Origin of the sequence: Hufsiella arboris (assembly GCF_009834875.1) — a bacterium.
Classification (GTDB): Bacteria; Bacteroidota; Bacteroidia; order Sphingobacteriales; family Sphingobacteriaceae; genus Hufsiella_A; species Hufsiella_A arboris.
In genome coordinates this window covers 530543-551091 of the sequence record NZ_WVHT01000001.1, presented here as the reverse complement: position 1 = coordinate 551091, position 20549 = coordinate 530543, and the positions used below count along the sequence as shown (strand labels likewise).

21 protein-coding genes are annotated in these 20549 nt (G+C 40.5%); 4 read left to right on the top strand and 17 right to left on the bottom strand.

The genetic code is table 11. The features are described 5' to 3' along the window. Positions 1-50: 50 nt before the first annotated feature. From GS399_RS02410 to GS399_RS02385, 6 genes are all read right to left on the bottom strand, one after another. On the bottom strand, positions 51-800 hold the full coding sequence (locus GS399_RS02410; RefSeq protein ID WP_160842973.1) for a zinc ribbon domain-containing protein: 750 nt from the start codon (positions 798-800) through the stop codon (positions 51-53). After that, complete coding sequence (locus GS399_RS02405; RefSeq protein ID WP_160842972.1) at positions 800-1897, bottom strand: Nif3-like dinuclear metal center hexameric protein; 1098 nt, start codon at positions 1895-1897, stop codon at positions 800-802. Before GS399_RS02405 ends, GS399_RS02410 begins: the two co-directional genes overlap by 1 nt. Then, positions 1894-2331: a hypothetical protein gene (locus GS399_RS02400; RefSeq protein WP_160842971.1), complete on the bottom strand. Its 438-nt coding sequence runs from the start codon at positions 2329-2331 to the stop codon at positions 1894-1896. Before GS399_RS02400 ends, GS399_RS02405 begins: the two co-directional genes overlap by 4 nt. 65 nt (positions 2332-2396) lie before the next feature. After that, positions 2397-2759: an NINE protein gene (locus tag GS399_RS02395; protein WP_160842970.1), complete on the bottom strand. Its 363-nt coding sequence runs from the start codon at positions 2757-2759 to the stop codon at positions 2397-2399. Continuing rightward, on the bottom strand, positions 2756-3052 hold the full coding sequence (locus GS399_RS02390) for a DUF2752 domain-containing protein (RefSeq protein ID WP_160842969.1): 297 nt from the start codon (positions 3050-3052) through the stop codon (positions 2756-2758). The genes GS399_RS02395 and GS399_RS02390 overlap by 4 nt, the downstream gene beginning before the upstream one ends. Next, entirely contained in the window at positions 3053-3466 is a 414-nt protein-coding gene (locus GS399_RS02385) for a DUF4199 domain-containing protein (RefSeq protein ID WP_160842968.1), read from the bottom strand. Between the two features lie 142 nt (positions 3467-3608). Between GS399_RS02385 and mfd the strand changes: the two genes are divergently transcribed. After that, on the top strand, positions 3609-6962 hold the full coding sequence (mfd, locus tag GS399_RS02380) for a transcription-repair coupling factor (RefSeq protein ID WP_160842967.1): 3354 nt from the start codon (positions 3609-3611) through the stop codon (positions 6960-6962). A 23-nt stretch (positions 6963-6985) separates the two neighbouring features. On the opposite strand, the gene tsaA is transcribed toward mfd, so the two are convergent. The 5 genes from tsaA to GS399_RS02355 are packed head-to-tail and all read right to left on the bottom strand — an operon-like array spanning position 6986 to position 10463. Continuing rightward, the gene (tsaA, locus tag GS399_RS02375; protein ID WP_160842966.1) at positions 6986-7387 is read right to left on the bottom strand and encodes a tRNA (N6-threonylcarbamoyladenosine(37)-N6)-methyltransferase TrmO; all 402 of its coding nucleotides are present in this window, start codon (positions 7385-7387) and stop codon (positions 6986-6988) included. 54 nt (positions 7388-7441) lie between these two features. Next, a complete protein-coding gene (locus GS399_RS02370; RefSeq protein ID WP_160842965.1) occupies positions 7442-8488 on the bottom strand; it encodes an energy transducer TonB in 1047 nt (348 codons plus the stop codon). 40 nt (positions 8489-8528) lie between these two features. Beyond that, entirely contained in the window at positions 8529-9335 is an 807-nt protein-coding gene (locus tag GS399_RS02365) for a phosphatidate cytidylyltransferase (RefSeq protein WP_160842964.1), read from the bottom strand. Next, positions 9335-9538 carry a hypothetical protein gene (locus tag GS399_RS02360; RefSeq protein ID WP_160842963.1) on the bottom strand — a complete coding sequence of 68 codons (204 nt, stop codon included), beginning with the start codon at positions 9536-9538 and terminating at the stop codon, positions 9335-9337. The genes GS399_RS02365 and GS399_RS02360 overlap by 1 nt, the downstream gene beginning before the upstream one ends. Next, on the bottom strand, positions 9519-10463 hold the full coding sequence (locus GS399_RS02355; protein WP_160842962.1) for a CPBP family intramembrane glutamic endopeptidase: 945 nt from the start codon (positions 10461-10463) through the stop codon (positions 9519-9521). The genes GS399_RS02360 and GS399_RS02355 overlap by 20 nt, the downstream gene beginning before the upstream one ends. Positions 10464-10534: 71 nt before the next feature. Here GS399_RS02355 and dusB point away from each other — a divergent pair, with 71 nt between their 5' ends. After that, positions 10535-11527, top strand: coding sequence for a tRNA dihydrouridine synthase DusB (gene dusB, locus GS399_RS02350; RefSeq protein ID WP_160842961.1), 993 nt, complete (start codon positions 10535-10537; stop codon positions 11525-11527). A 44-nt stretch (positions 11528-11571) separates the two neighbouring features. After that, complete coding sequence (gene apaG / locus GS399_RS02345) at positions 11572-11958, top strand: Co2+/Mg2+ efflux facilitator ApaG/CorD (protein ID WP_160842960.1); 387 nt, start codon at positions 11572-11574, stop codon at positions 11956-11958. 65 nt (positions 11959-12023) lie between these two features. Here apaG and GS399_RS02340 read toward each other — a convergent pair whose 3' ends face one another. After that, the gene (locus tag GS399_RS02340) at positions 12024-12713 is read right to left on the bottom strand and encodes a zinc metallopeptidase (RefSeq protein WP_160842959.1); all 690 of its coding nucleotides are present in this window, start codon (positions 12711-12713) and stop codon (positions 12024-12026) included. Between the two features lie 289 nt (positions 12714-13002). On the opposite strand from GS399_RS02340, the gene GS399_RS02335 reads away from it, so the two are divergent. Beyond that, a complete protein-coding gene (locus GS399_RS02335) occupies positions 13003-14373 on the top strand; it encodes a DNA recombination protein RmuC (protein WP_160842958.1) in 1371 nt (456 codons plus the stop codon). Between the two features lie 5 nt (positions 14374-14378). Here GS399_RS02335 and GS399_RS02330 read toward each other — a convergent pair whose 3' ends face one another. The 5 genes from GS399_RS02330 to nadA form a co-directional block, all read right to left on the bottom strand. Continuing rightward, positions 14379-15953, bottom strand: a complete 1575-nt coding sequence (locus tag GS399_RS02330) for a glycoside hydrolase family 28 protein (protein WP_160842957.1) — start codon at positions 15951-15953, stop codon at positions 14379-14381. Positions 15954-16056: 103 nt separating this feature from the next. Next, a complete protein-coding gene (gene thiL, locus GS399_RS02325; protein WP_160842956.1) occupies positions 16057-17097 on the bottom strand; it encodes a thiamine-phosphate kinase in 1041 nt (346 codons plus the stop codon). A 32-nt stretch (positions 17098-17129) separates the two neighbouring features. After that, complete coding sequence (locus GS399_RS02320; RefSeq protein WP_160842955.1) at positions 17130-17861, bottom strand: L,D-transpeptidase family protein; 732 nt, start codon at positions 17859-17861, stop codon at positions 17130-17132. Further along, positions 17858-19096, bottom strand: coding sequence for a dicarboxylate/amino acid:cation symporter (locus GS399_RS02315; RefSeq protein ID WP_160842954.1), 1239 nt, complete (start codon positions 19094-19096; stop codon positions 17858-17860). The genes GS399_RS02320 and GS399_RS02315 overlap by 4 nt, the downstream gene beginning before the upstream one ends. 80 nt (positions 19097-19176) lie before the next feature. Then, a complete protein-coding gene (nadA, locus tag GS399_RS02310) occupies positions 19177-20169 on the bottom strand; it encodes a quinolinate synthase NadA (protein ID WP_160842953.1) in 993 nt (330 codons plus the stop codon). Positions 20170-20549: the final 380 nt, after the last annotated feature.

Here is a 20549-nt window from a genome sequence, read left to right as displayed (position 1 = left end):
AAGCGACCTGGTTTTCCAAATCGCTTTTTGTTAGCTTAAAATGATATTTTTTATTGCTGCACTTCCTGCGCTTCATGAGACAAGGCCTCATCAATAAGGATACGGCCGCAATGCTCACAAACAATAACTTTTTTGTGCTGACGAATGTCCATTTGGCGCTGTGGCGGAATCTGGTTGAAACATCCTGAGCATGAATCACGCTGAATGGTTACAACAGCTAAACCGTTTTTAGCGTTATGGCGAAGTCTTTTATAAGCTATTAATAATCGCTCGTCAATACCTTGTTCTGCTTTTTCGGCACGATCAGTTAAATCCTCTTCTTCCTTTTGAGTTTCAGCAGTGATCGTGTCTAATTCAGCTTTTTTAATTTCAAGATCTTTCCGGCGCTCTTCGAGGTTGGCAAGAGCCTTTTCGTAAACTTCCGTTTTATTTGTGATCTCGAAACCAAATTCGCGGATCTTTTTCTCAGACACCTGGATGTCTAGTCCCTGAATTTCAATTTCCTTGTTGATAGCGTCGTATTCACGATTGTTCTTCACATCGTTTAGCTGAGTCTCATATTTCTTGATAGCAGCCTGAGCTTCTTTAATGGTATTTTTACGAGTTACGATAGCATCTTCTGTATCGTCGAGCTCATTTTTTATTTTCTGAATACGTGTTTCAAGCCCTGCAACTTCATCTTCCAGGTCTGCAACCTCCATTGGAAGCTCGCCGCGTGTCTGGCGAATCTTATCAACCTGGGTGTGAATGGTTTGAAGTTCGTATAAGGCTTTAAGTTTTTGCTCTACCGTTTGTTCCATTAAATCAAATAATTTATTGGGTTTGTATTTTGTTCCGTTAAATGGAGTGCAAAGTTAGGAAATTTTTTCCGAATAATTTCCAATAACAATTCTTGCGTAAATTGCTCACTTTCAAAATGTCCCACATCGGCAATAAGGGTTTTTTTATCGGCATCAAAAAACTCATGATATTTGTAATCGGCGGTGATAAAAACGTCGGCGCCGGCACTAATTGCCTGCTTCAATAAAAAGCCTCCGGCGCCGCCGCAAACTGCAACGCGTTTCACTTTTTTCCCGTTAAGCGCGGTATGCCGGATAACTTTCGCTTTGAGCTGCAGCTTAACATGGGTCAGGAAACTCATTTCATCCGTTTCCCTTTCAAGGTTGCCAATCATACCCGAACCTACCTGCTGATGCGCGTTGTCGAGCGGATAAATGTCATAAGCAACTTCTTCATAAGGATGCGACTCAAACAAGGCGATCAAAACCTGCCGTTGCTGATTAGCGGCAAATATTGTCTCGATACGAATTTCATTTTCATGATGCTGCGCGAATCTTTCGCCAACAAAAGGATTGGCTCCTTCACCCGCAGTAAATGTTCCGGTACCGTTGGCATTAAAACTGCATTCCGAATAATTGCCGATTTGCCCGGCTCCGCCATTAAACAACGCCTGTCTTACTTTTTCTGCCTGATCGACCGGGCAGAACGTTATCAGTTTCTTTAAAATATTGCCTTTGGGCATCAAAATTGTCGGATTCTTAATACCTAAGACATCACAAATTTTTTTATTTACTCCCTGCGACACATTGTCCAGATTGGTATGAATGGCATAAAGCGCGATGTTATGCTTTATAGCTTTCATGACCACCCGCTCGACATAGCTGCTGCCATTAAACTTTTTGAGCCCGCGAAAAACGATCGGGTGATGAGAGATGATCAACTGACATCCCTTACTTATGGCTTCTTCTACAACGGATTCAATACAATCCAGAGAAATAAGAGCGGCGGAGATTTCCTGATTCCTGTCACCGACGATCAGCCCTGCGTTATCATAATCTTCCTGGTAAGAAAGCGGCGCAAATGATTCGAGGTGCGCAATTAGTTCATCAAGCCTCATAGTTCCTCTGTTTTTTCCTGGTCGGCGTCATCTTTCAGTATTCTTTTATACCAGTTTATTTTCAACCAATATTGAATGAAAAAAATAAGCCCTGCTATACCGAAGACAAACTGAAGCAGCGCCGGAAAAGGGAAGATCATAATCAGCGAGGTCACTGCATAACTCATGCCGATAATATAAGCTGGTTTCTCATCCACTTCGAAATTCCGTTCGTGCAGTTCTGCCTCGATTGATTGGGAAACGCGTTGTACAACTATGAAAATCCAGATAAGGCTAAAAACGGGTATAAGAAGTAACCAGACAGTTGCCATTGGTAAGGCACGATTTTCTTCCTGAACTTGTAATAACGCATTGCGAATAGCCAGGCAGAAAAAAAAGCCAATTATGAAATTAAGCGCGAGGGCAATATAAATGGCCGTTTGTAAATTTTGCATGAAGTGCAAAATTACAGATAAGTTATGAGGATGATATTTTTGAGAAACATTTTTATCGGAAAAGCTTAACTAACCATTGCGCGGGCCATTTTTGAACACTCAACAGCCTGGCCATAATTATAGTCGTTGGCCATTGACCGGTAATTTATCAGATCCACTATTGTACCAATTAAGCAAAGGCCGCCAGTTACCAGGTATAAAATTCCCATTCCTATCTGCCCGGTCACGAAACGCTGGATGCCATTAATTCCGAGGAATCCAAGCAGGGTGAACAACAGGAGATCTTGCGGTGTTTTTCGCTTGCCCGAATAGAATAAAATAAATCTGGAGGCTTGCTGCTCACTCATTCCCTCCATAACATGTTGGAGCATTGCAAACTCTTCAGGAGAAATTCCTCTCAGATTTGATAACAGTTCCTGATACATCATTTCGTTTTATTATTTGAATATGATTTTCGGAAATTGTTACTTAAAATCCAAATTCTGTGAGTCAGTATTATTACAGCCGGCAAACCAAACCAGTGCTGTTGAAATGACTGGCGAATATTTCCGTGAAGCAAGCTGACGATTGAATGGCCTAAACCGCAACCCGGGCACCACGAAAACCCCAAATTTTTAAGAAGACATAAGTCGAGGTTTAAATGCTGGAATGGAGAGATTGCAAAAAAAAGTAAGGCGCTTAACCAGATCAATAATTCAACCGGAAACGCCCTGGTATTCACTTATAATGCTTTTTGTTTGTTCATTAAAATTAAAGAGCTGGCTAAGTTAAATAACATACCAACTATCAGCGCGCCGCCAATGCGGCCCATATAATCGCCTTTAAGAACTGAAGGAACATATGAAATATAAATCACGGCAAAAAAAGACACGATAACGCCGCTAACCACCATAATTTTAAATCCTTCGAACAATCCTTCAAAGAACTCCATTTTACCGCCATTTTCTCCGTCGCGAAAAGATTTAATGCCGGTGTATAATCCAATTAGCGGTATAATTATAGACACGTATTCTAACCAGGAAATATTTCCGGTGGGGTTTTTCTCCGGATTAAAAACTCCGGCAAAGTGCATAATCAATAGCCAGATGCCGCTTACAATTCCGATTATCAGTCCATATTTAATAAAATTGCTCATTTTAGTTTTAGTTTAAGGTTGATAAATTCTGCTTTCTTAACATAACAAACTCAAAAATTGTTCAACAGAATTCAAACAAAGCCGTTTATAATTCAGCTGGAATTTTTAGAGTAAGGCGTATATTTGTTACTAATTCAGGGCAGTGAACGTTAGAGATATTTTAGATACTTACAAGTCAGATAACCGGATTTTATCGTTAGCCAAAGCGTTAAACGTCGTTAAAAATCCAAGAATTCATCTTAAAGGCCTCGTCGGATCGAGTGATGCCATGGCGGCGCTTGCCTTATACTTTTTAAATCACCAGCATTTTGTTTTTATCCTTCCCGACAGGGAGGAAGCCGCGTTCTTCCAGAGCGACCTTGAAAGCTTGCTGGATAAGGAAATTCTTTTTTTTCCTTCGTCATATCGCAAGCCGTTTGAGTTTACCCAGCCAGACAACAGTCACGTGCTTCAGAGGGCGGAGGTTCTAAACGAGTTAAATCACTCCTCGGAATTTGGAAAGCTGATTGTAACCTATCCGGAAGCTCTTGCGGAAAAGGTTATCGACCGGAAACAGCTTGAGAAAAACACACTTGAAATAGCGGTAAGCAACAAGCTTGATATCGATTTTATCAATGATTTTTTAATTGAATACGATTTTGAGCGGGTTGATTTTGTTTACGAGCCGGGACAGTTTTCCATACGAGGCGGAATAGTCGACATTTTCTCTTTTTCACATACGCTGCCGTATCGTATCGAGTTTTTTGCTGATTTCATCGAAAGTATCCGAACATTTGAAATAGACAGCCAGCTGTCTGCCGAGTCGGTAAAAAGCATCACGATCGTTCCGAATGTCCAGTCGAAATTCCTTACTGAAAATAACATTTCGCTGCTTGAATATATCGATGCGGACTCCGTTCTTTGGTTCAAAGACGTGCAGTTTACGCTTGATATTATCAAAACAGGATACAAAAAATCGACTGAATTTTGGAAAGCCTTACCTGCTGCAGATAAGGCACAAAACCCGGAATGGATTGATCCGAAATTCAGTTTCAGTGATGAGAAGCTTCTTGCTGACCAGTTGCGCGACTTCCCCGTTATTGAATTCGGAAAGCAGTTTTTCTATTCGCCAAACGAAGCTATTCATTTTGATATAAAGCCTCAGCCTTCATTCAACAAGGATTTTAACCTGCTTATCCACAATATCAGGTTGAATGAAGCGGCAAAAATCAATAACTTCATTTTCACAGATTCATCTAAACAGGTTGAACGCCTGTACAGCATTTTTGAAGATATTGACAAAACCGTCCGGTTTACACCCGTCAATGTTTCTCTTCGCGAAGGGTTTGTAGATCACGAACAAAATATTGCTTGTTATACCGATCACCAGATTTTCGACCGCTATTACAAATACAAGCTTAAAAAAGGTTACCAACGTTCGCAGGCAATTACGCTGAAGGAACTCCGGGAGCTTAAGCCGGGCGATTTCATTACACATATTGATCACGGTGTCGGAAAATATGCCGGCCTGGAAAAAGTGGAAGTGAACGGGAAAGTTCAGGAAATGATCCGGTTGGTTTACGCCGATAATGACCTGCTGTATGTGAACATCAATTCGCTTAACAGGATTGCCAAATTTTCGGGCAAAGAGGGCGCTGTCCCTAAAATGAACAAGCTCGGATCGGACGCCTGGGACAAGCTGAAAAAAACGACGAAAAAAAAAGTTAAAGACATTGCCCGCGACCTGATCAAACTTTACGCCGTAAGAAAGGCGCAAACGGGAAATGCGTTTAACCCCGACACTTACCTGCAAACAGAACTTGAGGCGTCTTTTATCTATGAAGATACGCCCGACCAGGTAAAATCAACCGCCGACGTTAAAAAGGACATGGAGTCGCCGCATCCGATGGATCGGTTGATCTGCGGTGACGTGGGTTTCGGCAAAACTGAAATTGCGGTTCGTGCAGCATTTAAAGCAGTTGCAGATAGTAAACAGGTCGCTATTTTAGTGCCGACAACAATTCTGGCGCTGCAGCATTTTAAAACCTTCGCATCACGGTTGAAAGGATTCCCTTGTAATATCGATTACATAAACCGTTTCAAAACATCCGCACAAATCAAGGAAACGCTGCAAAAGCTGGCAGACGGAAAAGTTGATGTTATTATTGGGACCCACCGCCTTGTCAGTAAAGATGTTAAGTTTAAAGATCTTGGTTTACTGATAATAGATGAGGAACAAAAATTTGGCGTTGGGGTAAAGGAAAAATTGAAGCAGCTCCGCGCGAATGTCGATACGTTAACATTGACGGCAACGCCTATTCCCCGGACATTGCATTTTTCACTAATGGGAGCAAGGGACTTGAGCATTATCAGCACGCCACCACCGAATCGCCAGCCCGTGGTTACCGAGCTGCATGTGTTCAACGAAAAATTAATTAAAGAAGCCGTTGAATATGAATTGGATCGTGGCGGACAGGTTTTCTTAATACACAACCGCGTTGCAGATCTGCCTCAGTTAGGCGGTATGATCCAAAGGCTTGTGCCAAAAAGCAGGATTGGCATTGCCCACGGGCAGCTTGAAGGCGATGCGCTCGAAGACGTGATGCTGCAATTTATCAACGGTGAAAAAGATGTGCTGGTGGCAACCACTATCATTGAGGCAGGGCTTGATATTCCAAATGCAAATACCATTATCATCAATCATGCCCACATGTTTGGTTTAAGTGACCTGCATCAGATGCGCGGCAGGGTAGGAAGATCCAATAAAAAGGCATTCTGTTACCTACTAAGCCCACCGTTATCAACACTTACACCCGAAGCACGGAAAAGACTAAGCGCTATTGAAGAGTTTTCTGACCTTGGAAGCGGGTTCAACGTGGCGATGCGGGATCTGGACATCCGCGGAAGCGGGAACCTTTTAGGGGCCGAACAAAGCGGATTCATCGCGGAAATTGGTTTCGAAATGTATCATAAAATACTTGACGAAGCGATACAGGAACTTAAAGAGGATGAGTTTAAAGATCTGTTTAAAGACGAAAAACCTCGTTCGTTCATATCCTTTACACAAGTTGATACCGACCTGGAGGTTCTGATACCTGACCATTATGTAACCAGCGTGACGGAACGGTACAATCTGTATACCGAACTTTCTAAATTGAACAACGAAACAGAACTGGAACTTTTCTCAAAACAGCTTGTCGACCGCTTTGGCCCTCTACCGAAACAAGTGGCCGAATTGTTGAATATTATGCGGCTGCAATGGTTGGGAAAAGATATCGGATTTGAAAAGATATCGTTCAAAAAAAATTCGCTCAAAGGGTTTTTTGTATCCAACCAGCAATCGCCATATTTTGAAAGCGAACAATTTAGCAGGGTTTTACAATTCGTTCAATCTAATATGCGTAGCTGTAATTTAAAGGAAGTGAAAAACACTCTTCGCATCGCTTTTGACAATGTCCAAAGTGTCGAAGAAGCTATTTGGCTTTTATCTCAGCTAACTGAAAAAGTTCCGGCGTAATTTAGCGGCTTTAATATTGACCGTTACCGCTTTGCGATATTCGGTTTAATATCAATTATGGGAGTTTGATCTAAGAGCTCTAATGCTGAAACCTGAAATTCATTTTTACTTAAAACCGTCAGCACTTTCACAAAGTGAATACCAATGGGGTTAGGCCTGTCGGGAGAACGGGTTGAAAAAACTCCCGTGAGTGCTGCCTGACGGTTATTGCGGGGATGAGTTTTTAAAACAGACCGATTGGCCCGATGCAGCCAGCTGAATAAGATAAGTTCCAAACCTGGTTGGATATCGCTTGTACCCTCGATAAAATCATCAAACACTTCGATTGTTGCAACCGGGCTTTCTTCGTTTTCCTGCAACGGGCAGTCTTCCAGTTTCATCAATGGCGAATGAACGATACCAATGAACTGAAGATGATTTTTCATATTGGATAACTTTGCTTAAAGACGTCTGAAGCCTTACTAAGCCCATTAAAACCGTCAGAATTCAATAGGTAACACATATGATACGCGAACCGGCTTGCCTCCAATTGTTCCGGGATTCCATGATGGCGACGATCTTACAACTCTTAAAGCTTCCTCGTCAGCGCCTCCGCCAACTCCGCGGACAACATGAATATCCTTCAACTGCCCGTTTTTTTCTACCGTAAATCCAACGAAAACCTTTTCTCCTGTTACGCCGACATTTCTATTCAAATTTTTTCTAACGAACCGCGCCAGTTTTCGCTGTCCTCCGTCAAATTCAGGCGCCGCTTCTACAGACCCTAAATTGTAAACTTTGTTATCGACAACATTGCTGGCTGCATTGGTTGCTGCAGGTTCTGAAGGTACGGTTACCGGCGGAGTGCTTACTGGCGCACTCGGCTGAACGACCTGAGAAGAATCAACCAAGGAATCGGGTTCAGCCTGAATAGGCGTGGCGTCAAAATTTCGTTGGTTAAGCTCCATTAGCGATACGATTTTTCCATTTTCATCAATCGTCATTTGTACTTGAAAATCGCCGCTTTCCAATTGATTTTTTGATGGCCTCAGGTAACTTTCCTTAACCCAGTAAGTAGCCTCGATACGCTGGCCGACACGCTGGAAATCCAGGCTAGAAACAATCCAGTTCGATTTGAGATTCTCCATATCAGCCTTGCGTTTCCAGTATAGGTTTTTTAACCGCTCGTACGTCAGATTATGGAAATTATAAAACGTTTCGGTAATTGGAGCAAAATAACTAGGCGGATCGAAATAACCCCGCCGCTGGTCAAAGTAAAATGCTTCGATAAACTTGATGAGCGATTTCCGAACCTGCTCATCACTCATCTCTTCAGTTTTTTCAAGCAATTTTGAGTTATCGTCTATAACTGTTATAGGCTTATCATCGCCTCTGAATATTTTCCAGGGATCATCAACAAACAATGTTAAATAACCCATTACCATGATGATAGTACCCAAAATAATTCCCATGTATAAAAGGGATTTATCCTTTTTTAAACCGGAATTTTGAGGTTGAAATTCGTTTTCGTCGTTGATTTGTTCCATTCAGTTGAGCTTATGCATAACGCACTTTTGCAGATATGGTTTAAACCATCGTGATAAAATATAAGTAAGTAAAAACTACCGGCGCAGATAGGAATAATCCGTCGAAGCGATCAAGCAAACCGCCGTGGCCAGGAAGAATGCTGCCCGAGTCTTTTATATTCATACTTCGTTTCAACATTGATTCGGTTAAGTCGCCTATTGTTCCGAAAACTACGATTATCACCGAAACAACTGCCCAGTGAACGAAAGCAAGTTCTTTAAAATATAAACTTAAAATAAAGGCAACAACAAGGCTTGTGAGCAAGCCGCCGAAAAATCCTTCCCAAGTCTTTTTTGGCGAATGCCGTTCGAAAAGCTTATTCTTTCCCAATTTTACGCCAAAAAGGTAAGCGCCGGTATCACTTGACCAAAGCAGCAATAAAAAGCCTAAGGGCAGATGATATTCAAACGATCCATCCAAAAATGCAAGCAGCGCGAAAAAGCAAAATGGTATAACACAAAATACAATTCCGGTAAAGGTAAAAGCGATGTTAATAAATGGATTATCTTTTTTTCGATAAAGTTCTGCGATATAAATCAATGTAAGCAGGGGTACGGCCGCAAGGAAATAATGTGCCGGAAAATCAAAAACATGCCAAAATACGACAGTTACAAAAAGTGCTCCGCCAAGCAGCAATCCATTGATACGTTGTGGGCTTATCCTTTCGTTTTTAACAAGGCTATAAAACTCATTAAGGTTCAGTACACTTAAGACCAAAAAGAAGAAGGCAAAAGCATAAACACCCAAAAGCTCGGACGCCAGCATAACCACCACGAAAAAAAAACCTGTAATTGCCCTTGTCTTCATTAATAATCGTTTTTTATAATCAGCTCTATAGCCTGATGAAAGTTTTCCTGGTGAATATACACTTCTACCTCACCATGCCTGTATGGAAACCCTTGTTTGTTCATCAGCACCGCCTCCATTTCATGATCGGCAAGCAACTGCCGTATTAGTTCTGATTTGTAAAAATCATGCGAGGTATAAATTTTAATCCAATCGTTCTCCATCAGACGATAAAGCTTTTTTAGTAACCGCAAGCTGGTAAAACGCAAATAAAATCGCCCCCGTAAAAATGGCGCTGAGTAAGTAATGATACCAGTGAAACTGCGCTACCTGATCCATGTGTTCAATATCCGCACCTTTTTTCTGGTTATAATACGCCGCTAAAACACTAACCGCATTATTGGTAAAATGTGCTGCCACAGGCAACCATATGCTTTTACCCCAAACGAATAAATATCCCAGGATTGCGCCCAGAAGCATTCTGGGTATAAACCCCAGGAACTGCATATGGATGGCGCTAAAAATTATTGCAGTAACCCAAACAGCAGCATGCGTATTTTTAAACCAGCGTAATAATGTGGTTTGTAAACATCCCCTGAAAAAAAATTCTTCGCCGATAGCCGGAATAATGGCGATCATAAATAGATTAATGATGAGCTCGCCAGGTGTATGCATTACAAGCAACGCCTTAACCTGGTCATCCATCTTATCTTCCTGCGCCCGCATCCAGTTTTCCAGCCATTTTAATGAGACGGGAAAATGTATGTTTTCGTTATATGTGATGGCCCACTCAAGCAAAGGAACGGAAGCGATAATTACCAGTGCCGACAATAAAAACAGCGTTAATGGTTGTGAAAAATTAAACTTCAAATATCCAGGAATATCTTGTTCTTCAATCTTTGCAAAGATCATTGCCGGAACAATGAACGTTCCGATAGTTGACAAAACCTGAATAACTTTAAAGGCATTTAATATTTCGGAATTCTGCGCATTCAGCGGTTCGCTCAGATCAGACAATCTGAGATTGAAGAAAGCAAAACCCAACACAATACCAATAATAGCAAACACGATGGCTCCTGCGAACATCAATAAAAGCAGGTAAATCAAAGACTTTAAAGGATGGCGCTGATATGACGTATGCACAGGCATTTGATTTTTAATAATTTGTAAATTTGCAGCTGTAATTTAATGCCCTGAAAATTAAGCGTTGAAGATAGGTAATGTCTGTTAAGATAGGAAATATTGATCTGGGGAAATTCCCGCTCCTGCTCGCACCGATGGAAGATGTGAGCGATCCGCCGTTTCGTTATGTGTGTAAACAAAATGGCGTTGATATGATGTATACAGAATTTATCTCTTCCGAAGGTCTGATTCGTGACGCGGCCAAGAGCCGCCAGAAACTGGATATTTTCGAATACGAGCGCCCGATAGGCATCCAGATATTTGGAAGCAATATTGAAAGTATGCGCGAGGCAACGCGTATCGCTACCCTTGCAAACCCTGATCTGATTGACATCAATTACGGATGCCCGGTTAAAAATGTGGCGTGCAGAGGCGCCGGCGCCAGCTTACTTCAGGATATCGATAAGATGACCGCTATGACAAAAGCTGTTGTAGAATCAACCCATCTACCCGTTACTGTTAAAACCCGCCTTGGCTGGGATGATAATACAAAGAACGTTGACCAGGTGGCCGAAAGGTTGCAGGACGTCGGCATTCAAGCGCTGACTATTCATGGGCGTACACGTTCACAAATGTATAAAGGCCAGGCGGACTGGAGCATGATCCGCGATATTAAGCGTAATCCACGTATCGGCATACCGATTTTCGGAAACGGTGATGTAGACAGTATTGAAAAAGCTGCAAACTGGCGTTTAGAATACGAGGTAGACGGAATAATGATCGGTCGTGCTGCTATTGGGTATCCCTGGATATTCAGAGAAATAAAACATTTTTTCGAAACAGGTGAAACGCTTGCCGGCCCCACAATTGCAGAACGTGTTGATGTTTGCCTTACGCATCTTAACAAATCAATCGAATGGAAAGGTGAAAAAACCGGCATTTTTGAAATGCGCAGACACTATTCAAACTACTTCAAGGGAATCCCTAACTTTAAGGAGTTCCGTATGAAGCTGGTATCATCGGAAAATGTTGCAGATATTCGATCGGTGTTAGATGAAATTACTGAGACCTTTGAAGCCGAAATGGCTTGATTTTTGATAAATAAGCGTTACCCGTTTACCCAAAAATATTTTTTATGATAGCACAAATTACCAGCGGCGTAAAAGTATCTGTGGAAACCCTTTATCAGCCAGAATATTCAAATCCGGAAAACGAGCATTTTATGTTCGCCTATAAAATAAAAATTGAAAATTTAACTGATTACAGCGTACAGTTAATGCGCCGCCACTGGGATATTTTTGATTCAAACGGATCTCGCAGAGAAGTCGATGGAGAGGGCGTTGTTGGACAACAACCTGTTATTGAACCTGGTGAGAGCCATATGTATGTTTCCGGTTGTAATCTTAAATCGGATATGGGCAGCATGAAGGGAAATTATCAAATGACAAGGCTGCTTGATAATGAGAATTTTGTTGTAAAAATTCCGGAATTCCACTTAATCGCGCCTTATCGCTTAAATTAATAAGTTTTAAAAGAAAGGCCCGTCGAAAATCGACGGGCCTTTCTTTTGCATTTATATTGCTAAATCTAATCTCTTCTGCCTCCGAATAACATCATTGCCAGATAAAGCAGCTGCGCCAGTGAACCTAAAGCGGCAACTACGTAAGTCATGGCAGCCCACCATAAAGCATCCTTAGCCTGCTCATTTTCCAATCCGGTTTGCATAATACCGCGATTGGTTTGCAGCCAGGCGAGCGCACGGTTACTTGCGTCAAATTCTACCGGAAGAGTAATTAAGCTGAACAAAGTCACTACGACCATCGCACCAAAAGCGATTAGGAGCATATAATAGCCCATGCTCGAAAATGCCATAATTAAACCGAGCATAAATACCCACTGCAAAAGGTTTGAAGCTACACTCACCACAGGAACCATCGCTGTCCTAAAGCGCAGGAAACTATATGCTTTTGCATGCTGAACAGCGTGACCGCATTCGTGCGCAGCAACCGCAGCTGATGCAACACTTCGTCCGCTATAAACCTCCGGGCTTAAATTAACCGTTTTGTCTGCCGGATTATAGTGGTCGCCCAGCTGGCCGTTTACTGAAGCTACCCGAACATCAAAAATTCCATTGTCATGAAGCATTTTTTCAGCAATCTCTTTTCCGCTTAAGCCGGAAAGTATAGGTGTTTCAGAATATGTTTTGAATTTATTTTTAAAGCGCCATTGAACAGCAAAACTGGCAACAGCTATAACTACAAAAATTAATAATCCCATTTTTTTAATCTTTAGAATAAAGATATTCAAAAAGTATTCCGTTAAAAATTTAGTTAAACAGGGCCTGACATACTTGCAGTTTATTGTCACAACACTTCCACCAAAAACAGTTCATTTATAACTATTTACTTTCTGAGTAAATCGATTTTAATAATGTTCAAGGTATTCTGGGAGGAAGTTTACATTTGACATTTCTAACACTTTAAAAGTTAAATCAAATTCGTCATCAATAAATATTCATTCAAATAGCATCAAATTACTACCTTCGTTTGATAATATTTTTAGCAAAATGGATCCTGTTATTTTAGCTGTAGCTGTTATTATTTTAATCGTTGCAGTAGTGTTATTTGTGAAGAGGCCGCAACCAATCGGTTTAATTTCAGCAGAAGAGTTTAATCAACTGAAGCTTGACAATGAATCGCTAAAAATCAATCTCGCCAAGGCGGAAGAACGCGCCAGCAGTTTAAATGCCGAAAGAGAAAATATTACCGCGCTCCTGAAAGAGGAACAGGAAAGAATTTTAGCTGAGCTGAATAACGAACGTTTAAAACTAGCTGAAGCAAACAAATCCCTGGAAAGTGCCCGTTCATTTTTCCAGGCTCAAAAAGAGAAAATCGCAGAACAAAAGGAAGATATACAACGTAACCAGGAAAAATTTAACAAGGATTTTGAACTGATCGCCAATAAGATCCTTGATGAAAAAACGCAGAAATTTACTGAAGCTAACCGTAGTAACCTGGATATCCTGCTAAATCCCCTGAAAGAAAATATCAAGGCCTTTGAAGAAAAGGTTGAAAAGGTTTATAAATCCGAATCCGATGAACGCAACGTGCTGAAAGGTGAAATATCTAAACTGATGGAACTTAACAAGCAAATCAGCGAGGAAGCCAATAATTTAACCAAAGCCCTAAAAGCAGATAGTAAAAAGCAAGGAAACTGGGGAGAAGTTGTTTTAGACAGGATACTCGAAGCCTCCGGACTTATTGAAGGCGAAAGTTACAGCAAACAATCAAGCTTCACCGATGAAAACGGCAATCGCCTGCAGCCTGATGTTGTTATTTCATTGCCTGATAACAAACATGTAATTATTGATTCAAAAGTATCACTGATTGCTTACGAGCGATTGGTTAACTGCGAGACCGAGGATGATCGCGTTTTACATTTAAAAGGCCATTTAACCTCGATACGTAGTCATATCGGCGGTCTCGGTTCAAAAAATTACCAGGACCTTTACGGCATCAACTCGCCGGATTTTGTGTTACTGTTTGTACCTATCGAATCTTCTTTTGCAATCGCAATTCAAAACGATATTGACCTTTTTGATTTCGCATGGAACAAACGAGTGGTTATTGTAACACCTTCTACTTTGCTCGCGACTTTAAGAACAATAGCCTCTATCTGGAAACAGGAGCAGCAAACACGCAATGCCATTGAGATCGCTACTAAAGCGGGTGCTCTTTACGATAAATTCGTGTTGTTTACGGAGGACCTTCGCAAAGTTGGAGATTCCATTGAACGAACTGATAAATCTTACAAAGACGCAATGAACAAGCTTAGAGACGGCTCTGGAAATCTTGTTGGTCGCGTGGAAAACCTGCGTAAGCTTGGCGCAAAAGCCACTAAGCAAATTGATCAGAAGCTATTAGGCGAAGAGGAGTAGCCCATTTATTTAATAAACTTTAATTCCTTAACATTCTGTGTTTCGACCTGATTTTTTAAGGCCTCAACTTCTGCGTTTTCCCCGCCCTTAAGCGATATTATTTTCAGCGATGGATTTGACGGCGATGAAGTTCCTTTAAAATTTTTTAGCTGGAGATCCTCAAAGTTTTTAATAGTAAACGCGTTTGTAAAATAGCTTTCTTTTATAGACTTATCCCAGCTTACGTTTACATTATCCAACTGAATTCCGTTAACCTGCTGAGCATATATCGCGGATATATCGCTTTTAAAAATCTGGTTTTGTTCTCCGTTGACGCCGCGCAAATCAATATTTCCGCCGGCTACATTATTCAATTTCCCAGCCGTCATTTGTAAATTGAGACGGTTAAACGACACATCTTTTATTATACTTTCATCCGTGCCGTATATTAAAATTCCGTTTTCGCTTTTACAGCTGACGTTATCAAATGTAATGTTTCTGATCGTTCCTAATTTAACGCCTTCATTTCCTCTGATTGCAGAAATATGGATTGGTTCTCCGTTACCCCACCAGTCGCCGGTTCTCAGTCTAGTTTCGATATAAATATTTGAAAAATTTATGTTTTCCAATGATCCTTCGTCCCTCAGGAAAATTCCAATGCCCCGGGTTGAATTAGTAATATTGATATTGCTTACCTGGATATTTCTTACAGAATTCTGATCCAGAAAGCCTATACGAATCCCGCTGCTTGCAGACTGAAGATTGCAATTTGTAATAGTAAAGTTTTCCGAAATATGCCTTAAATGCTTAAATCCTGGTATTTCAAAATGATGATTATATCCACTAATTACCAATGCATCGTCTCCGGCGCGTATATCACAATCAGACACGCGAACATTATTGCAGCTTGTAAAATCGACGCCGTCGGCATTTGGTACAAGTAAATTCGACCATAATTTAATACCGTTAACTAGTATCGCGTCACAGTCGGCAAAATGGAGTGTCCAAAAAGGAGAATTTATTAAAGAAACGTCCCTTACCTGCACATTTTTACATTCCGTGAAAACGACCATTTGCCGCGGTCTGTCCTTAGGAACTACAGGGCCATCCCCGATACCGCTCTCAACTTTCCGGTAATTTTCCTTTTGCCTGGTATAGCTTTTAGTTTTATCATCAATAACTTTGGCTTTATCCCAATCGAAAAAAACAGCGCTATTTCCATCTATCGTTCCCATTCCCGTTATTGAAACATTTTCAGCGCCGGAAGTATAGATCATGCCATAATGGTTAACTCCATATTCGGGCATAGTATATTCAAAATAATCTTTAAGGTTCGGACTACCTTTTAGTATCGAACCGTTTTCGAGATGAAAATTAATATTGCTTTTTAAATTGATTGTTCCGCTTAGAAACTCGCCTGCAGGTATTAAAACTGTACCGCCGCCTGCGGCATTGCAGGCGTCAATAGCTTTTTGAATAGCTTTTGTGCTGACGGTTTTCCCATCCGGTACAGCTCCAAAATTTTTAATATTGAATTCCTGCGAAATGGCAGGTTTAAAAATAGCCAGCAAAAACGGCAGGCAAATTAAAAGTTTCTTCATTTCAGGATTTTAAACTCTGGACGAGTATTTCAACATCCGAAATTATGCCTTTATAAAGCCGTTTTCTTAATGATTATTTCGCAAATACTTGTCTGATCTTATCCTAATTTTTAAAAGCGTTCCATCCCTGCGCTTTAAGCTGATGAACATTTCCTGATTTTGATACCAGGTGGGTTCCGGCTGAACTTTCGGTTATATGGCCGATTATTGTTATGTCCGGCGAATTTTTTATCTTATCGTAATCAGATTGTTTGACTGTGAAAAGTAATTCATAATCTTCGCCGCCGCTTAATGCACAAACCGTTGGATCGAGATTAAATTCACGCGCTGTATCATAGGTCATCGGATCGATCGGAATTTTTTCTTCATACACCACACAGCCTTTATCCGAGTTTTTGCATAGATGTAAAACTTCAGATGCCAATCCGTCAGAAACATCGATCATACTGGTCGGCTTAATTTTCATTTCTTTAAGAAGATTTATCACATCAACTCGCGCATCCGGCTTAAGCTGCCTCTCCACAATGTAGTCCTTACCTTCGAGATCCGGCTGAATATTTGGATTCTCCAAGAATACTAATTTTTCACGTTCAAGCAGCTGTAATCCTACATAAGCCGCTCCTAAATCACCCGATACACATAAGAGATCGTTTTCCTGGGCGCCATTACGATAACAGATGTCCTCTTCTTTAGCATGACCGATACTTGTTACGCTTATTATTAATCCTTGCTTAGAAGCGCTTGTATCGCCTCCAATTAAATCGATTTTATAACGGTCGCACGCCAGCAGCATTCCGCTGTAAAGTTCTTCAACCGCCTCTAATGGAAATTTGCTTGATATACCAATAGAAACAGTCACCTGCGACGCTTCGCCGTTCATCGCATAAATATCACTTAAATTAACTTGTATGGATTTATAGCCAAGATGTTTTAAAGGCGTATAAGCCAGGTCAAAATGAATTCCTTCCAGTAAAAGGTCGGTTGAAACGAGTGTTCGGCGTCCAGAAAAATCAAGAACAGCTGCATCATCACCAACACCTTTTACCGTTGTTTTGTCATGAAGCTGTATATTCTTAGTCAGATGATCAATTAAACCGAATTCTCCTAGTTTATCAAGATCCGTGCGCTCGTTATTTTCAAACATAATACTCGAATGTTTTGCAAAATTGCGAAAACTTAAGGCAAGATGTATGTTTTACCGAGCTTTTTATATTCGTTGGCAGGCAACTGGATGAGCAAAGGATTCTTATTTTTATCCAGAAAACTAATGAGTTTGATGATGTTTTCTTCCGTCATAGCTGTACAGCCAGACGTAGGATTCTCACTGTTTTTCCATATATGCATAAAGATACATGAGCCCTTTCCGGGTTCAATCTCTGACGTATTGTAGGCTACAAAAACTCCGTACTTATATTCATCATCTTTTAATTTCATCGTTTCGGCAGAATTCCATTCCTTTTTAACCGTATCAGTTTTAACAATTCGGTTGTAGTATTTTGACTTGAGATCATCTACACAATAAGTTGCCGTGTCCACTTTCAACGAATTCATTTTTGAATCAAAATCATTATACCCAAATAGACCTGTTAGCTTGAAAATACCCGCTGGTGAGTTTCCGTCGCCTTCTTTCTTTTGTTTCCCTTCCGTATTCTGTGTTTTTAACAGGCTCTTTCCCCATGCCAAACCGCTTCTTCCAACAATAACAGGAATATCTTTTAACACTTCTTTCCACTTCGAATCATTCCATTCATAAGCTGTTAGACGGCCGTGTATATCGTTCCAACCGATGGTTTTTACTATCACAAGTTGTTGAGAATTATAGGTACCGCCAATTTGTACCGGCTGTGCTGTGGACAAATTATAAGTCAGAATCGAAATAATAATGAAAACTAATTTTCTTGAAATCATGAAGTAACAGTTTTAGAAAGCCAGTTTTTACCTTCCATAATCCTGGTTATAAGCATACCTGCAGCAGTGTCTCCAGTAACATTCAAAAGCGTCGCCATCGGATCAACTAGTGTTCCGATAATCATGGCCGGAGGCAATGCTTCAGGTGGTAAATGATAAGCGGATATCATCAATAATTCTCCTATATAACCGCCGTTTGGTATTCCTCCTTCAACAACACTTACAAGCACGGTTATTCCCAGAGCTAGCAAAACTGTATCCACATGCGCTAGGTCTTTTCCAAAAATGGCAAACACAACCGCTATTTTGATTACCGAACTGATACTGGAGCCGTCTTTATGTAATGTGCCACCCAGCGGCATTGTTACGTTTGCGATGTATGAAGGAATGCCCATTTTAACAGAGGCGTCGAGATTAGCCGGAATACTCGCGATGCTGCTACATGTACCAACTGAAGTTAGCGATGGGATAATATTATTTTTCCAATATCTCTTAACAGCGCTGTAGCCTCCAGCCACAAAAGCGTACAAGCTGAAAAAGACTATAAAGTAAAAAAGTCCCAAACCATAATACAAACCTAAAGCTCGGGCGTAAGTACCAAAAAGCTGCGGCCCTAAAACTCCCACCTGGTAAGCAAAATAAGCTCCTAAACCGATCGGCGCTAGCTTCATGATGATTACCACCAGTTTCTTCATCACTTCTGTTCCTGAAGTAAGAAACTTTCGGAACGATTCTCCACTTTCACCTGAATGTAATGAAGCGAAGCCAACCAGTACGGAAAAAATTATTAAAGCGAGCATGCTTTTTCTGGAAAGCAGATCCGAAAACTCGCCGACTGTCAATAGTTGGGTTAATTCTTCTCCAACTGTTTTTACTTCGTGATTTTCTATCGCTTGCTTAACAATGCTGCTGTGCTGGTTTATAGGGAACAGCCAAGTACCAACAATCGTAATAATCGCTGATATTAGTACAGTTAACAGAAAAACCGAAAACATTACGGTCATCAGTTTACCGATTTTTGTCGATCTGTCGAGGCCGGAAATTGCCGAAGAAACTGCAAAAAAGACTAACGGAATAACCGCTGTGAAAAGAAGATTTAGAAAAATATCACCAAGTGGTTTTAATACAGTGACCTTATCGCCCAGGAAAAAACCAGCTATGCTTCCAATAGTTATCCCAGTTAATAAAAGCAGTATTCCTGCGTAATTTCTAAGTATATTTTTAGGATTGTCCATTTTTAACAAGCGGACAAGTTAATAAAATATGTAAGTAAATATTCTTACAATAAAAAAGGCCGGTAAAAACCAGCCTTTTACTATAATCCTAAACGCTCAGATATTTCGAGCATGCGTTCAATCGGTTTTCTTGCTTTTTCAATCACATTCATTGGAACTGTAACTTCCGGAAGTTCATTTTTCAGGCAGAGATAAAGTTTTTCGAGCGTATTTCTCTTCATATGAGGACAATCATTACATGCGCAAGCGTTATTTGGAGGCGCGGGAATGAACACTTTATCAGGATTTGCCTTTTCCATTTGGTGGATTATTCCGCTTTCCGTTGCAACGATAAATTCCTTTGCCGGGTTATCAACAGTGTATTTCAATAAACCGGTCGTTGATCCAACGTAATCGGCCATTTTTAAAACAACGTCTTCACACTCGGGATGCGCGATAAAACGGGCATTTGGATGGCGTTCTTTTAATTTAACAATCCGCTGCTCTGAAAATATTTCATGAACCATGCACGCTCCATTCCACAAAACCATATCCCTGCCAGTTTTCTTTATCACATAAGCGCCCAGGTTTTTGTCTGGCCCGAATATAATTTTCTGGTCTTTTGGTAAGCTTTCTACAATCTGTACGGCATTGCTCGAGGTACAAACAATGTCACTTAAAGCTTTAAGTTCGGCAGTGCAGTTTACATAAGTTATTACCAGGTGATCTGGATATTTCTCTTTAAATTTTGCAAATAGATGCGGCGGGCAACTATCTGATAATGAGCATCCAGCTTTCACATCCGGCAACAGAACTGTTTTTGAGGGAGACAAAATTTTTGCTGTTTCAGCCATGAAGTGCACCCCTGCAAAAACAATAATATCCGCATCGGTTTTAGCAGCCTGCTGTGATAACCCGAGGCTATCGCCTATATAATCCGCAATATCCTGAATATCCGGTTCCTGGTAATAGTGCGCAAGTATAACAGCATTTTTTTCCTTTTTAAGTCGTTCAATTTCTTCAAACAAATCAAGTGTTGGATCGATCGGCTCATCAACAAAACCCTTGATATTTATTTCTTCTAAAATATTCATTTATCTACACTTCAATAAATACTAATTATTTAATTTAAAATATTCTTATTGTTTATTAGCATGTTGGTATTGTTAGAAAGTCGCTAAACTTTTTTAAAGGAATTTGGTTTTAAATTTCTTTTCAACAAGTTATCAACGTTATCAACTACTTAATCGATTGATAAATAATATATTATAAGTAGCAAAGAAAATTCAATTTCTTTCTGCCGTTAATTAGTAGCTGTCGGTTCTTTGTTAATATCAGACGTAACTATGCTTATAATTTAACGATAACTAGGCGACGATCAGCGATACTTAACATGTATCAGGAATCTTTAAAAATTAATTCACCTGATTTAATGCAAAATTAACATCTTTCAGCCGCTTATTAACATCTTTGT

Excerpts from the sequence above, each read along its gene's own strand:
- GS399_RS02395 (WP_160842970.1), bottom strand. The coding sequence starts at position 2,759 with ATGATGTATCAGGAACTGTTATCAAATCTGAGAGGAATTTCTCCTGAA.
- GS399_RS02340 (WP_160842959.1), bottom strand. The coding sequence starts at position 12,713 with ATGGGATTATTAATTTTTGTAGTTATAGCTGTTGCCAGTTTTGCTGTT.
- GS399_RS02410 (WP_160842973.1), bottom strand. The coding sequence starts at position 800 with ATGGAACAAACGGTAGAGCAAAAACTTAAAGCCTTATACGAACTTCAA.
- thiL (WP_160842956.1), bottom strand. The coding sequence starts at position 17,097 with ATGTTTGAAAATAACGAGCGCACGGATCTTGATAAACTAGGAGAATTC.
- nadA (WP_160842953.1), bottom strand. The coding sequence starts at position 20,169 with ATGAATATTTTAGAAGAAATAAATATCAAGGGTTTTGTTGATGAGCCG.
- GS399_RS02360 (WP_160842963.1), bottom strand. The coding sequence starts at position 9,538 with ATGGAGAACGATTGGATTAAAATTTATACCTCGCATGATTTTTACAAA.
- GS399_RS02400 (WP_160842971.1), bottom strand. The coding sequence starts at position 2,331 with ATGCAAAATTTACAAACGGCCATTTATATTGCCCTCGCGCTTAATTTC.
- GS399_RS02365 (WP_160842964.1), bottom strand. The coding sequence starts at position 9,335 with ATGAAGACAAGGGCAATTACAGGTTTTTTTTTCGTGGTGGTTATGCTG.
- GS399_RS02370 (WP_160842965.1), bottom strand. The coding sequence starts at position 8,488 with ATGGAACAAATCAACGACGAAAACGAATTTCAACCTCAAAATTCCGGT.
- tsaA (WP_160842966.1), bottom strand. The coding sequence starts at position 7,387 with ATGAAAAATCATCTTCAGTTCATTGGTATCGTTCATTCGCCATTGATG.
- GS399_RS02385 (WP_160842968.1), bottom strand. The coding sequence starts at position 3,466 with ATGAGCAATTTTATTAAATATGGACTGATAATCGGAATTGTAAGCGGC.
- GS399_RS02330 (WP_160842957.1), bottom strand. The coding sequence starts at position 15,953 with ATGAAGAAACTTTTAATTTGCCTGCCGTTTTTGCTGGCTATTTTTAAA.
- GS399_RS02355 (WP_160842962.1), bottom strand. The coding sequence starts at position 10,463 with ATGCCTGTGCATACGTCATATCAGCGCCATCCTTTAAAGTCTTTGATT.
- GS399_RS02335 (WP_160842958.1), top strand. The coding sequence starts at position 13,003 with ATGGATCCTGTTATTTTAGCTGTAGCTGTTATTATTTTAATCGTTGCA.
- GS399_RS02315 (WP_160842954.1), bottom strand. The coding sequence starts at position 19,096 with ATGGACAATCCTAAAAATATACTTAGAAATTACGCAGGAATACTGCTT.
- GS399_RS02320 (WP_160842955.1), bottom strand. The coding sequence starts at position 17,861 with ATGATTTCAAGAAAATTAGTTTTCATTATTATTTCGATTCTGACTTAT.
- GS399_RS02405 (WP_160842972.1), bottom strand. The coding sequence starts at position 1,897 with ATGAGGCTTGATGAACTAATTGCGCACCTCGAATCATTTGCGCCGCTT.
- dusB (WP_160842961.1), top strand. The coding sequence starts at position 10,535 with ATGTCTGTTAAGATAGGAAATATTGATCTGGGGAAATTCCCGCTCCTG.
- apaG (WP_160842960.1), top strand. The coding sequence starts at position 11,572 with ATGATAGCACAAATTACCAGCGGCGTAAAAGTATCTGTGGAAACCCTT.